The organism is Acinetobacter sp. ANC 3832 (genome assembly GCF_002135415.1).
In the GTDB taxonomy this organism is placed as follows: Bacteria; Pseudomonadota; Gammaproteobacteria; order Pseudomonadales; family Moraxellaceae; genus Acinetobacter.
The window spans coordinates 107,463-121,717 of record NZ_NEGJ01000006.1; the positions used below are offsets into that span (position 1 = coordinate 107,463).

13 protein-coding genes are annotated in these 14,255 nt (G+C 35.5%); 9 read left to right on the forward strand and 4 right to left on the reverse strand.

The annotated features are described in order from the left end of the window. The first annotated feature begins 16 nt into the window (after window positions 1–16). The gene (locus B9T35_RS10010; protein WP_086190968.1) at window positions 17–1,543 is read left to right on the forward strand and encodes an acetyl-CoA C-acetyltransferase; all 1,527 of its coding nucleotides are present in this window, start codon (window positions 17–19) and stop codon (window positions 1,541–1,543) included. Between the two features lie 75 nt (window positions 1,544–1,618). Here the strand turns inward: B9T35_RS10010 and aceI are convergent, their stop codons facing one another. Beyond that, a complete protein-coding gene (gene aceI, locus B9T35_RS10015; protein WP_086190969.1) occupies window positions 1,619–2,050 on the reverse strand; it encodes a chlorhexidine efflux PACE transporter AceI in 432 nt (143 codons plus the stop codon). 93 nt (window positions 2,051–2,143) lie between these two features. Here aceI and B9T35_RS10020 point away from each other — a divergent pair, with 93 nt between their 5' ends. From B9T35_RS10020 to B9T35_RS10035, 4 genes are all read left to right on the forward strand, one after another. After that, window positions 2,144–3,034 carry a LysR family transcriptional regulator gene (locus tag B9T35_RS10020; RefSeq protein WP_086190970.1) on the forward strand — a complete coding sequence of 297 codons (891 nt, stop codon included), beginning with the start codon at window positions 2,144–2,146 and terminating at the stop codon, window positions 3,032–3,034. Window positions 3,035–3,121: 87 nt separating this feature from the next. Next, window positions 3,122–4,111: a transaldolase gene (gene tal, locus B9T35_RS10025; protein WP_086190971.1), complete on the forward strand. Its 990-nt coding sequence runs from the start codon at window positions 3,122–3,124 to the stop codon at window positions 4,109–4,111. A 102-nt stretch (window positions 4,112–4,213) separates the two neighbouring features. Then, window positions 4,214–4,867 carry a leucine efflux protein LeuE gene (gene leuE, locus B9T35_RS10030; protein ID WP_086190972.1) on the forward strand — a complete coding sequence of 218 codons (654 nt, stop codon included), beginning with the start codon at window positions 4,214–4,216 and terminating at the stop codon, window positions 4,865–4,867. A 123-nt stretch (window positions 4,868–4,990) separates the two neighbouring features. After that, window positions 4,991–6,163: a benzoate/H(+) symporter BenE family transporter gene (locus tag B9T35_RS10035; protein WP_086190973.1), complete on the forward strand. Its 1,173-nt coding sequence runs from the start codon at window positions 4,991–4,993 to the stop codon at window positions 6,161–6,163. 487 nt (window positions 6,164–6,650) lie between these two features. On the opposite strand, the gene map is transcribed toward B9T35_RS10035, so the two are convergent. Beyond that, window positions 6,651–7,445, reverse strand: coding sequence for a type I methionyl aminopeptidase (gene map / locus B9T35_RS10040; RefSeq protein WP_086190974.1), 795 nt, complete (start codon window positions 7,443–7,445; stop codon window positions 6,651–6,653). A 314-nt stretch (window positions 7,446–7,759) separates the two neighbouring features. Here map and brnQ point away from each other — a divergent pair, with 314 nt between their 5' ends. Both brnQ and B9T35_RS10050 read left to right on the forward strand, forming a co-directional pair. Then, on the forward strand, window positions 7,760–9,052 hold the full coding sequence (brnQ, locus tag B9T35_RS10045; protein WP_086190975.1) for a branched-chain amino acid transport system II carrier protein: 1,293 nt from the start codon (window positions 7,760–7,762) through the stop codon (window positions 9,050–9,052). A 452-nt stretch (window positions 9,053–9,504) separates the two neighbouring features. Beyond that, window positions 9,505–9,750 carry a hypothetical protein gene (locus B9T35_RS10050; protein ID WP_086190976.1) on the forward strand — a complete coding sequence of 82 codons (246 nt, stop codon included), beginning with the start codon at window positions 9,505–9,507 and terminating at the stop codon, window positions 9,748–9,750. Window positions 9,751–9,887: 137 nt separating this feature from the next. Here the strand turns inward: B9T35_RS10050 and B9T35_RS10055 are convergent, their stop codons facing one another. Continuing rightward, on the reverse strand, window positions 9,888–10,346 hold the full coding sequence (locus B9T35_RS10055) for a hypothetical protein (RefSeq protein WP_086190977.1): 459 nt from the start codon (window positions 10,344–10,346) through the stop codon (window positions 9,888–9,890). Window positions 10,347–10,495: 149 nt separating this feature from the next. On the opposite strand from B9T35_RS10055, the gene B9T35_RS10060 reads away from it, so the two are divergent. Beyond that, window positions 10,496–11,353 carry an alpha/beta fold hydrolase gene (locus B9T35_RS10060; protein ID WP_086190978.1) on the forward strand — a complete coding sequence of 286 codons (858 nt, stop codon included), beginning with the start codon at window positions 10,496–10,498 and terminating at the stop codon, window positions 11,351–11,353. A gap of 141 nt (window positions 11,354–11,494) precedes the next feature. Here B9T35_RS10060 and B9T35_RS10065 read toward each other — a convergent pair whose 3' ends face one another. Beyond that, window positions 11,495–13,030 (reverse strand): TerC family protein, encoded by a 1,536-nt coding sequence (locus B9T35_RS10065; protein WP_086190979.1) that lies wholly within the window; start codon window positions 13,028–13,030, stop codon window positions 11,495–11,497. A gap of 783 nt (window positions 13,031–13,813) precedes the next feature. On the opposite strand from B9T35_RS10065, the gene B9T35_RS10070 reads away from it, so the two are divergent. Next, complete coding sequence (locus B9T35_RS10070) at window positions 13,814–14,131, forward strand: hypothetical protein (protein WP_086190980.1); 318 nt, start codon at window positions 13,814–13,816, stop codon at window positions 14,129–14,131. Window positions 14,132–14,255 lie beyond the last annotated feature (124 nt).

Here is a 14,255-nt window from a genome sequence, read left to right on the forward strand (position 1 = left end):
TGCTTGGAAAAGCCTTATGAGCAAAACAACTCAAGAAAATCCAGCGGTCGAGAATTCTGCTTCAGAAACTGTGTCAGATACATCAAAGCCTCGTAATCGTTCGAGTAAAAGTACAAGCACAGCACCTCAAGCAACGAATACTACTACAAAGCCTCGTCCACCTTCAGTATCTGCACGTAGCAAAAATACTGCGGCAAATACTCAAAAAGCTGAATCATCAACACCTTCTACAACTCAAACGTCTGCTCCACAGGATAAAATTATGAGTCAAAATACAGTTCGTCGCGTTGCTATTCTTGGTGGTAACCGTATTCCATTTGCACGTTCAAATGGCGCTTACTTTAAAGCATCAAATATTGACATGCTCACTGCTGCGTTAAATGGCTTAGTTGAACGCTTTAATTTACAAGACAAACGTTTAGGCGAAGTTGTTGCAGGTGCTGTACTTAAACACAGCCGTGACTTTAACATGACACGTGAATGTGTATTGAACACACAACTCGCACCTGAAACGCCTGCTTATGATCTTCAACAAGCATGTGGCACTGGCTTGCAAGCGGCATTTGCTGTTGCAAACAAAATTGCACTAGGTCAAATTGATGTTGGTGTTGCTGGTGGCGTAGATACTACTTCTGATGCGCCTATCGCTTTTGGTGATGGCTTACGTAAAGTAATGCTTGAACTTAATATTGCAAAAACGGCAAAAGACCGTTTAAAAGCATTATCTAAAATTAATGTTAAAGATTTATTAGATGCACCTAAAAATGGTGAGCCACGTACTGGTTTATCAATGGGTGATCATCAAGCAATTACAGCGCTTGAATGGGGCATCGCTCGTGAAGCTCAGGATGAGCTTGCAGCTGCTTCACATCAAAAAATGGCAAAAGCATATGAAGAAGGTTTCTTCGATGACTTAATTACGCCATTCATGGGTTTAGAACGCGACAATAATTTACGTCCAGACTCAACCGCTGAAAAATTAGCAAAATTAAAACCTGCTTTTGGTAAAGGTGAAACTGCAACTATGACTGCAGGTAACTCTACACCATTAACTGACGGCGCATCTGTTGTACTACTTGCTTCTGAAGAATGGGCAAAAGAAAATGGTCACGAGGTTTTAGCTTACCTTTCATTCTCTGAAACAGCAGCAGTTGACTTTGTGGTGAAAAAAGAAGGTTTGTTGATGGCGCCTGCTTATGCTGTACCGCGTATGCTTGAACGTGCAAACTTAAAACTTCAAGATTTTGATTATTATGAAATTCATGAAGCTTTTGCTTCTCAAGTACTTTCTACATTAAAAGCATGGGAAGATCCTAAATTCTGTAAAGAACGTTTAGGTTTAGCTGCTCCTTTAGGTTCAATTGATCGTTCAAAATTGAATGTAAAAGGTTCTTCTTTAGCTGCTGGTCACCCATTTGCTGCTACAGGCGGTCGTATTCTTGCTTCAGCTGCAAAACTTTTAAATGAAAAAGGTTCAGGTCGTGTACTGATTTCGATCTGTGCGGCAGGTGGTCAAGGTGTAACAGCGATTGTAGAAAAATAAGTTTTCTATTTTTCGAATCCTCATAAGTAAGCACCTTTTTAGGTGCTTACTTTATATCTAACCATCAAAAACCAATTAACCAGCAGAGTGATTTGGTGTATAGCCCAACCTCGCCTCAACATAGTCATAGCACCATTGGAAAATAAAGGTATAGACCAAAATACACAGCGTCATACTCAAATCAAGTAAAACTGCCTGCCAAATGCTCATATTCATAGCATATGCAACCATTGGAATAGTCGCAAGCATTAAGCCGCCTTCAAAACCAATGGCATGTAAAATACGGACACCAATCGTTCTTTTTAGTTTTCTTTTCTTTTCAAATTTTTCAAAAAAATGATTAAAAATCATATTCCAGATCACTGAAGTAACAGCCATAGCAACACCCAATGACCCTGCAATCTCCATCGGAACTTCAAAAATAAAACTTAACGCAATCGCTATGATCACCAATAGGACGATCTCATAGCTTAATGCATGAACAACCCTTCTCTTGGAAATCAACATTTTAAACTACCTTTATATAATTCATTTGATGAAAGCTATTTTATGTTTATAATATTGATTAATCGAGTTAGATTCTTTCAAAAGTTTTGATAGATGAATGTAAATCAAGATCAACTAAATATTTTTAAAACTGTCATTGAGACAGGTTCTTTTTCTGCGGCAGCGAGAAAGCTAGGAAAAGTACCTTCAGCGGTCAGTATGTCAATTGCCAACTTAGAAATTGATTTAAATTTATCATTATTTACTCGTATCGGGCGCGAACCCGTACCAACACCTCAAGCACTGACCCTCTATGAAAAAACGGATCAACTACTCATTGAAATGAACCAATGGAAGCAACAAGCTTTTGCATTGAGTAGTGGATTAGAATCATCTTTAAATATTGTTGTTGTCTCAGAATTGTTACATACCGATTGGACAGATTACATCGCACTCATTGAAAAAGAATTCCCGCAATTACAAATCAATATTTTTTCAGCGCCACAAGAAGATGCCTTACGTTTATTGATGAATCAATCTGCACAATTGGCCTTAATGTTTGAACGTGAACAATTAGAAGGTCGTGAACAATTTGTCGAATTAAAACGTGAAGTTCTTGTTCCTGTTGCAGCCAAACATTATCCATTGGCACAATTTGAACAAGTCAGTTTTGAACAAATTTTACAGAGCCGACAAATTGTCGTTGCTAGCCGCGATCGCACCATCAAACCAGAGTTACTCTATTCAAAACAAAATTGGCGTACTGACAATCATCATTCTGCTTGTTCAATCATTTTACAAGGTCTTGGTTGGGGCGTTCTCCCCCTCGAAATGTTCAATGAAAATCCAGAATTAGAGAAGCATCTTAAAATTTTGAACTTTCTAGATTTCACCCCTAAATTTGAATATTTTATGGATTTGGTCTGGAATAGGGAAAGTGAACTAGGAGCAGCTGCTCGTTTTTTGATTAATCACATCCGAAATCAACGAATTCATACAAAATAACGGCTTTTTCTATACGCTTTGGGCTTTAGAAGAAATCGCATTATGATATAAATAAAGGCACAAGTATTTTAACTAAGAATAATCGTAATGACTCTATCCGCATTAGACCAACTAAAGACACTCACTACAATCGTTGCTGATACAGGTGATTTACAAGCGATTCAACAATTTCGTCCTTTGGATGCGACAACAAACCCTTCTCTTATTACCGCTGCTGCGCAACAACCTGAAAATAGAGAGCTTATTGAAGATGCATACTTTCAAGCTCGATCGGAAGGTTATGAAACCGATCTATTGGTTGAGCGTACGATTGATATTCTTACCGTAAAATTAGGTGTTGAAATTTTAAAAATCGTTGAAGGTCGTGTTTCAACTGAAGTCGATGCGGCTCTTTCATATGATACTGAAGCAACAATCAGCAAAGCCAAAGAGCTTTTAGCGCTTTATAAAGGATATGGTATTGATCAAAACCGTATCCTGATTAAAATCGCATCAACATGGGAAGGTATCCAAGCCGCTAAAGTTTTAGAAGCTGAAGGCATTCATTGTAATCTAACTTTACTTTTTGGTTTACACCAAGCCAAAGCCTGTGCAGATGCAAAAGTAACACTGATCTCACCCTTTGTCGGTCGTATTTTAGATTGGTATAAAAAAGCTGAGAAAGTAAATAGCTACCCGATTGAAAAAGATCCAGGCGTATTATCAGTGAAGCAAATCTATCATTTTTATAAACAGAATGATGTCAAAACTGAAGTGATGGGTGCAAGTTTCCGTAGCATAGAACAGGTACTAGGATTAGCAGGCTGTGATTTACTCACAGTATCACCGAACCTATTGGCAGATTTAGAAAAAGATTTCAGAACTGTAACATCGCAACTAACCACAGAACATGCACACTCACACCAAGACCATCGTTGTGCTGTTTTAACAGAAGCAGAATTTAAGCATGACTTAGAAGCTGACTTAATGGCTTTTCAACTGCTACAGAGTGGTGTGGATGGCTTTATTAAAGCACGTGAACAACTCAGTACTTTATTGCGCCAGTCTTTCGGTTTAGATGCAGAAATTAAAGCTTAAATCACGTATTTAATCCACTTAAGTATCTTAAAATAAAAGCCGAGTTTGTTATGATACACATCTCGGCTTTTTCTTTAGCTTTAATCATCTAGTGAGAAAATTGTGTTCGGCATTACGGATATTGCGACATATATTATCGGTACCATTCTTATTGTTATTTTGCCTGGTCCAAACTCCTTATATGTTATGTCTATTGCATCAAGATTTGGAATTAAAACAGGTTATATTGGTGCTTTAGGTGTTTTTACTGGTGATCTGATACTTATTTTATGTACCGTACTGGGTGCTGCATCTTTATTACATGCTTTTCCTTGGCTTTTTATATTGCTTAAAATCGTTGGTGCTGCCTACTTATCTTATCTTGGTATCAAATTATTGATTGCCAGTTGGCACACTTGGCAAAGTAAAACCCAGACGATTGAATCTATAGATACTCCTGCGGGTGTTCAACAATTTCACCCATACCGTACAGCGCTAACGATTAGTTTATTGAACCCAAAAGCAATTTTATTTTACTTGTCTTTTTTTGTGCAATTTGTTGATCCTAACTATCCTTATCCTGCATTAAGTTTTGCCAGCTTATCCATCATTTTACAAATCATCAGTATGGCATATTTAACTATCCTGATTTTTTCGGGAGTGAAACTCGCTGACTTTTTTAATACGCGATATAAAGTGGCGGCAGTTGGTGTTGCCTGTGTTGGAATTTTATTCTGCGGATTTGGTTTAAAACTCGCCACCTCAACCATGATTTAATAAATACCTTGCATAAATATAAACATGCTCTTTATTCTCGTCTCTAAAGAAGAAAAATAGGCATGATGCAAGAAGCCAAATATATTCCATATTCAATATGATCGAATAAAGTAGTAAGGGACTATGCAAAAACTTATTCAAGATTTCTCCATTCCTGCTGTATTTGCTGGATTTATTACTTTCCTCATTGGTATTAGTGTTTCTGCTGTTTTAGTCATTCAAGCTGCACAGACTTTAGGTGCGACTGCTGCTCAAATTACCTCATGGTTTTGGGCTTTAGGTTTAGGTATTGGATTTTCAGGGTTAATTCTGTCTTGGAAATTTAAATATCCTGTCGCAACGGCATGGTCAACTGCAGGTTTAGCTTTAATTATCGCGACTGGAAGTGGTTATACCTTATATGAAGCCATTGGTGCTTTTCTTGTTTGTGGCTTAGTCACAGCCATATTGGGATTTTTAGGAATCTTTGAAAAAGTACTTTCTTATATTCCGCAAAGTTTGACCAGTGCAATGCTTGCAGGCGTATTATTAAAATTTGGGATCACACTCTTTGCAAGTATGCAAAATGATTGGGGCTTCATTCTATCCTTACTCGCTGTATATATTATTTCCAAACGATTATGGACACGTTATTGCATTGTCATTACAGTAATTGCAGGCTTGTTAATTGCACCACAATTTATGCAATTCCATGTTCCAACTCTTCACTGGGCATTGGCTAAACCCGTGTGGATTCAACCTGACTTTACTTGGTCAGCAATATTTGGATTAGCACTACCACTTTTTGTAATTAATATGGCTTCCCAGTACTTACCCGGTATTGCCATGATTAAAAGCTATGGCTATCAACCGCATGTAAATCACTTAATCGGTTGGACAGGTTTAACCCAAGCGCTTCTTGCACCCTTTGGTTGTTATAGTGTGAATATTGCAGCCATTAGTGCTGCTGTGAGCTTAGATGATCAAGTTCATCCTGATCCTTCTAAACGCTATATTGCAGGAATAAGCTGTGGCTTGTTCTATATCCTGATTGGATTATTTGCCGCAACACTGACCAGCTTACTTATGTCATTTCCACATCTGTTTATTGTTGCTTTAGCAGGGATTGCGCTATTCGGAACCATTAGCCACAACATTGCAATTGCCTTTGCAGAACCAACTGATCGTGAAGCGGCATTAATGACCTTTCTATTTAGTGCTTCAGGCGTACAATTTTTTGGTGTAGGCTCTGCTTTTTGGGGGCTTCTCTTTGGTTTTGCTGTTTCAATGATTTTAAAATTTAAATTCAAAAAATAAAATTCAATTTAAATATCTTAGAGAATCTTTAAACCATTAAAGGTTCTCTTTTTAGCTGACTAAATAGATAGATATTTTGCATCACTCTTTTAATTCTTGTTTAGAGGACAAAATAAAGAGTTAATGAAATACTGATGCGAGGTATCTATTGATTTAACATTAAATCAGTAATCTTTTCAAAAGTATAAAAACTACAGGCAAAAAAAAAGCTTACCCTAGGATGGATAAGCTAGAAAAAGTAAAATCAAAAAGAAACTACAGCTAGAATCTGAAATGAATAATAAAGACTTGTGTACTCTTTAACAAATACTTATAAGCTATAAAAAAAGACCTTAAACGTATAAATAAAACACAGATAATTAAAAAATAATTTTTATTATGCCTAAAGTTTCGCAATATATTTATTGATTCAATCTTTTAAGCAATAAAAAACAACAAACGTTTTCGACCAAAGTCTAATCAATTGTTGTTTTATGATTTGAGTTTTTTAAATTTGAGGATAGATACCCGTACCTTCAGGCCATGGTGTTAATAATTCAAATCCTGTATCTGTCACGGCAACCATGTGTTCCCATTGAGCCGATAATGATTTATCTGCTGTAACAACCGTCCAACCATCATTCAGTTCTTTAACACGAGCTTTACCTAAATTCACCATCGGTTCAATGGTAAAAACCATACCTTTTTTTAATCGAATACCTTGTCCCGGCTGACCATAATGCAAAACATTCGGTTGTTCATGATAAACCTTACCTATGCCATGCCCACAGTATTCACGAACAATGCTATAGCCTTCACGTTGAGCCACACTTTGAATCGCATAACCGACATCACCTAAAGTAGCATCAGGCTTTACAGCATGTATACCAGCAACCATTGCTTCATAGGTTGTTTCAACCAATTTTTTTGCTTCTGGGCGAACAGTTCCTACATAATACATACGGCTTGTATCGCCAAAATAACCATCTTTAATGATCGCAACATCAATATTAATAATATCGCCATCTTTTAAAATAATATTTTCTGATGGAATACCATGACAAACCACTTCATTTGGTGAAATACAGGTTGTTTTGGTATAGCCATAATAACCAACATTGGCAGGGATTACATTTAATGTATTCACAATATAGTCATTACAAATATCATCAAGATAAGCCGTAGAAACACCTGGTTTGACGTACTCTCCTATCATTTGCAGAACTTGAGCAGCCAAACGACCTGAAATTCTTAATTTTTCAATGTCTTGCTCTGTTTTCATAGTGATAGTAGAAGCTTTCATTTCGTCAATCCTCTGTTGATTGGCGCTATTATATGCCTTTTCAAATAGAATTGGCTCTAGATTTAAAATCCAAAGCTTAAAATAGTGAAATATATCTCATTTTATTCAATGCATTCATTCTATTGTGCAAAAAATGAAGGTTTAATTTCTCAAATTTCAAGGTGAATATTTAACATTTTTAATGGTGTTATCAACTATTTAAATTAAACGTTACTTATCAAGTTATAAAAAAAATGTATATGATTCATAAAATAAAATACAAAAATGAATCTATATCCACTAGAATTTACCCTTTTTGCGACACCTCTCCTTTTATGACTAGTCTTCGTACAAAGGATATTATTGCATTAGGTTTTATGACCTTCGCCTTATTCATTGGGGCAGGCAATATTATCTTTCCGCCTATTGTCGCTCAACAAGCGGGTGAGCATGTTTGGTTAGCAGCAATCGGTTTTTTAATTACCGCTGTTGGCTTACCTGTCATCACCATCATGGCGCTTTCCAAAACTGAAGGTTCGATCGAAATTTTAAGCTCACCCTTGGGCAAAGTTGCGAGTCTGATTTTAACTGTGGTTTGTTATTTATCAGTCGGTCCTTTATTTGCAGCACCACGAACTGCAACTGTATCCTATGAAATTGGATTTTCGCCTTATTTCGGAACATCTGCCAGCAGTTTATTCATCTACAGTATTGTTTATTTTGCAGTCGTCACAGTGGTTTCACTGTATCCAAATAAACTATTAGATACAGTTGGACATTTTTTAGCCCCGTTAAAAATTATTTCATTAGCAATACTGGGTATTGCTGCTGTGATGATCCCAGCAGGCTATATTCCACCCGCAGTTAATAATTACATTGAAAGTCCAGTCTCTGAAGGCTTCGTAAATGGTTATTTAACCATGGATACTTTAGGCGCTCTGGTTTTTGGTATTGTGATTATTCATGCGATTCGCTCACGTGGTGTAACAGATGAAAAACTGGTTACACGCTATGCAATCATTGCAAGTTTGATTTCAGGTGTTGGTTTAACTTTAGTTTATCTCAGCCTCTTTAAATTAGGTTTAGGGAGCCATGAAGTTGCACCTAATGCAGCCAATGGTGCTGTAATCCTACATGCTTATGTGCAACATGCTTTTGGCAATTTAGGTTCACTTTTCCTAACTGCTTTAATTTTTATTGCCTGTATGGTAACTGCAATTGGCTTGACCTGTGCATGTGCTGAGTATTTCTCACAACTGACTAAAATCCCTTACAAAATATTTGTATTTATTTTAGTGCTTTTCTCTTTGGTCATTTCAAATTTAGGTTTAACCAAACTAATTGCAATTTCAGTTCCTGTTCTAAGTGCAATTTATCCACCTGCGATTGTAGTGATTATGCTGAGTTTCTTCTGGAAGTTCTGGAAAAACCCTACTGTTGTTGTTGCACCGGTTACCGCCGTTTCATTTATTTTTGGCATTATTGAAGGCATTAAAGTCACAAGCTTTAAAGATCACCTTCCAAGCTTTATTCAAAATTTACCTTTGAACGAGCAAAATTTAGCATGGTTTATTCCATCATGTGTTGTGCTTGTAATCTGTATCATCATCGACAAAGTTAGAAACTAAACCTTTCAACTTGACTGATTAAAGTCTTGTTTTACCCAAATAAGATTTTAAATGTGATCAATAATTGCGATGTTTTACCCAAATATGCTTTTATTGTTTACTGCATGATAGAGATGACAAAATGATATATTTCCTCAATGTAAATCGTTAAATTCTATTTTTGATTTTAAAAAACTCAACATAAGTCTAAAAACACTTTTCAAAAACAATTCAAAGCTTTATTCTAATTTGCCAGATATATCACAAAAAATAATAGATTTAGTTTATTTTTTATACGATATAGCTGATATTTCCAAATAAAATAGAAATATTATAATCTGTCATAAATATGTCATAATTATTTTGCAAAATAAGAGTATTTACTCTTGAAATAATAATTCATTGTGGTACAACTACAATAACAATTCAGACTAAAACAATTAAGTTTCCGTCGAGCAGATAGGAGGATGGAGATGTTATCATTACATTTCAACAAGCACTTCATTAATTCTTTGAAGTCAAACACAAAACTAGTCACATATTTAAGTACAACGATCGCGTTGATGTTGATTTTACTTTTTCATGGCTTAATTCAAGGCAATTTAAAACCTGAATTTTTTGCCTATGCTTTATTTGTATCAGCAGCATTTTATATTTGGGATTTAGTAGACCATAAAACCAGAAAGCTGAGAAAACGTCACGCTGAAGTTATAGATTAAAAGATGGATGCACTGCATCCATCTTTAATTGAAACAAATAAAAAAAATTAAATTCTGCTTCTTTCATTATTCTCAATACTTCAATAAAAATATTAAAATCAAAATTTGATCATCAATCAATATTCGACCAAAATACATTACATAAAAGCCATAACTGTTCCCAAGAGCAATCCACCAGTTGCAATAATTTCACCGATCACCAATAAAATCATCGCTGTTCTTAATATCCAACTCGGTAATTGAAAATGCCCCATCTGATGTGGTTTTTTAAATTGATTACTTGTGTCTTTCAACCAACCATGCAAAATATAACTTAAAATTGAGAAACTAAAAAAAATAAGATTAATCACCACAAATAATAAATTTACCCATTCCGACCATATCGAAAAATAAGCCAAAATTGCAAGAATCAATGTCGCTGGTGCATATAACAAACTACTACGGTGTGCGATATCCACATAATAATGTGCGCGTGCTAATTCGGAACGGCTAATTTGATAGTACTTCCATACACCTGTTAGCATTCCCACCCATAAATAAATCCCACTAAAAACAATCGCTAACTTGACACTATTTTGTAATAACCCAATTTCCATAAAATTTAGTTCCATAATCTATGTGTTGATCTTACAAGTTTTCACAGCATATACAATGCTATGACTTTTTAGTCATTTTTTATTCAAGTTTCTTTTTGGAACTTGTGTAAAGTAGGCTTATTCAGTCATTTTTTAGTTTGATGATTTCTATGAACAGTTTTGAAAATATTAATATTACATGTAAAGACGGATACAATTTAAGTGCTCGCTTTTATCAAACAGCTAATAAGAATGAACACCTGCCTATTCTGATTTGCCCTGCGACTGGTATTACTAAAACCTTCTACCACAACTTTGCAGAATGGTTAGTCGCTCAAGGTTATAACGTTTTAAGCTTTGATTTCCGAGGGATCGGAGATTCATTACACGGCGCACTCAAAGACTCTCAAGCCAGTATTCAAGACTGGGGATTACTTGATATCCCTGCTGCGATTGAAACCCTCTTAGCTAAAACTCAAGCTAAACAAGTGACTTTATTGGGTCATAGTGCAGGTGGGCAATTATTGGGTATTACCCCTAATTTTGAAAAAGTCGCTAAAGTCATTGCTATTTCAGGCTCAACTGGCCACGTCAAAGGCTTAAAAGGTCGAACTAAACGCATGGCACCTGTCATGTTTAACTTGGTCTTCCCTATTTCCACTCTTTTCAAAGGCTATGGTGCAACTCAAATGCTGGGTATGGGTGAAAATCTACCTAAAAATGTTGCTAAGCAATGGGCGCTTTTTTGTAGTAAACCAGGTTATGTGATGAATGCGATGGGTAAAACCATTTTTGAAGATCATCATGCTGAAATCCAATGCCCAATTACCGTATTTTGGTCATCTGATGATGAAATTGCAACTGAAGCCAATGTTAAAGACTTACTTCGTTTATATCCAAATGCTAAAACTCACATGCATGAACTCGTTCCGACTGAACTGGGTCATAAACAGATTGGTCACATGATGATGTTTAAAAAATCCCATCAAAATATTTGGTCACTGATTGCAAATGAACTTGCAGCATAAACCAATCATCACCTTTGGCACTTAAACAAGTAATCCTGTTTAAGTGCTCTTTTTATACAAAAATGCCTCACATCATGTGAGGCATTTTCTTTCATCTACATCAGAAAAAGCATGTGAATACTTAACCAAGATGTTTGATTATCAATGAAAACCATGTTGTGTAATTTTCACCGTTTTGATTCGATTTTCATCCATTTCAAGCACTTCAAAATCAATACCTTGATATTGAATTTTAGTTCCAATTTTTACGTCACCCTGGGTTTTGTCTAAAATTAACCCAGCAACACTGAAATAGCCTGAATCTTCTTGAACCAAGTCCAAATCTAGAATACCCAACTCTAATTCAAGTTGATATAGATCCAGCATTCCTGAAGCTTTCCAAGTGGAATCATCAATTTTCACCAACTCCAATTGTTCATCCGCATCAGGGAATTCACCCGCAATGGCTTCAAAAACATCCAAAGGAGAAATAAGACCTTGGATATTTCCAAACTCATTACTCACCAGAACCAATGAACCTTTAGATGAGCGCAAAGTATGAATGGCATCAATTACTTTCATTTTCTCAAAAATAAAAATCGGACGATGACGCTTTAACAAAGCATTTAAATGTTCAGGTTCATCCAATACATCCAACAACTCTTTGGCACGTACGATGGTCACAACTTTATCTAATTGACCACGGCATACGGGAAATAAACTGTGTGGTACTGCAAGAATTTGCTGACGAATCGTTTCTGAATCATCTTCAAGGTTAATCCAAGAAATTTGACTCCGTGGTGTCATAATTGAAGCAACTGAACGCTCAGCGAGCGTTAACACGCCGCCAATCATATAACGCTCTTCGTCCGCAAAGGCATCCTGAGCAACACGTTGCTCTAAATCGGCAGTTTCTACTCGTCCTCCCATCAATCTTAAGATGGAATCAGCAGTACGATGCCTAAAAGGAATTTTAGCCTCATGTTTCGCTACATTGCGTTGTCCAAACTGATTAAAAGCTTCAATCAAAATGGCAACACCAATACCTGAATAAATATAGCCTTTTGGAATATGGAAACCAAAACCTTCTGCAATTAAGCTAATACCAATCAACAATAAGAAGCTTAAACATAAAATCACAACAGTTGGATGACGGTTTACAAACGCGGTTAATGGTTTAGAGGCAAGTAGCATCACTGCCATAGCAACAATCATTGCAACCATCATTACATAGATGTTATCCACCATACCAATGGCTGTAATGACAGAATCTAATGAGAATACAGCATCAAGAATTACAATCTGTGCAACAACCGCGGTAAAGCCGGCATAAACCACATTGGTGGTTACTTTAACTTCAGGCTTACCTTCAATATTTTCATGTAACTCGGTCACTGCTTTATACACAAGGAATAGACCACCAAACAGTAGAATTAAATCCCTACCAGAAAATGTCCAGTCCATGACTGAAATTAGAGGTTTTGTTAAGGTGACTAACCATGAAATGGCAAACAACAAGCCCAAACGCATAAACAAAGCAAGAGAAAGACCAAGAACACGCGCTTTATCTCGTTGTTCTGGAGGGAGTTTTTCCGCCAAAATAGCAATAAAAACCAGGTTATCAATACCCAGTACAATTTCTAATACAATAAGAGTGAGTAAACCTACCCAAATACCAGGATCTAATAAAAATTCCATTATTAGATCTCCTGTTCTTTATTATTATAATTTACAAAACTAAAAAATTTGAATCCACACGGCGACGGGTCCATCAAATGGTACCTTTTCAATAATATTGCTTTTATTATGCATAATCTGACGCTGTTGTAATTAATTTTATGATGAATATTTACAATTATTCATATCAGTTTTCCCTTTTAAAGCTAAAAATATGAAGTGATCACTGAAAAAATGACATATCTCTTATTTTTAAGATGAAGTTAAAATCTTATTATCGTGTTTATAGATAATTTTTAGATTAAAAAGGTATCCTACAAAAATGTTCGCACTCCTTTTATTTTTCTCCTTTAATATCAAATCAAAAGGGCTTATTTAAAGTACTCAAGAAATACGATTCTAAGCATTTTGATTTAACTTAAAACATGTATGAAAATTTGCTTGATCGTCGAAAATAATCCTAGAATATTTTTTGCATTAAAGCATTCTTCTAAATTAAGTGTATCAATATATTTAATTTTTAATCATAAAAATATTTACATCTGAAGCTACTAGAATTTTTTAGATAATGATTCATCAGCTTAAACACATATTTATTAATTAAATATCTAGATTTTTCATGTTTATGACATTTTAGACAGAAACTTTTTGTTTGAAAGCCAAGTTTTCAAAAGTATATTTTTCATTAAAATATAATCATAGCCAAGATTGCTTCAGCGCAAACAATAGCTAAGTTTAGATCATCTAGTTTTAAGTGGCTTGACCTCTAGACTCAAACAAAAGAATTGATTGGAATAATCGAGCATGATAAATGTAAATGCACTGACCTTTGATACGACATCTAAAATGATGTCAAATACAAGGGATGTTGCTGCATACATCAATCGTGATTTAGCATTTGAACAACATCAGGTTAAAATTGTGGTCACGCACGAGAATCAAAAGCAAGAACTGGTCTACAAAATCACTCTTGAAAACACGCTTCCAACAGCAAAACTACTGGATCAGCCCGTGTCAGATTCTCAATTACGAGAAGAAGCAACTAAATTTGCTCAAAGTATTATTGCGTTTCATCAGGATAAAGACTGTTATACCCTGTCTTTACTTGAAGACCTTATTTAGTTTTACTCCAAGAGGAATCTAGTTTAGATGAGATTCCTCTTGTTTTTTTCATTTAGTGAATCATCACATGTTATTGCATCTATTTAATTTCAAAAAATATTAGTATTATGAATGTCGTAAGATA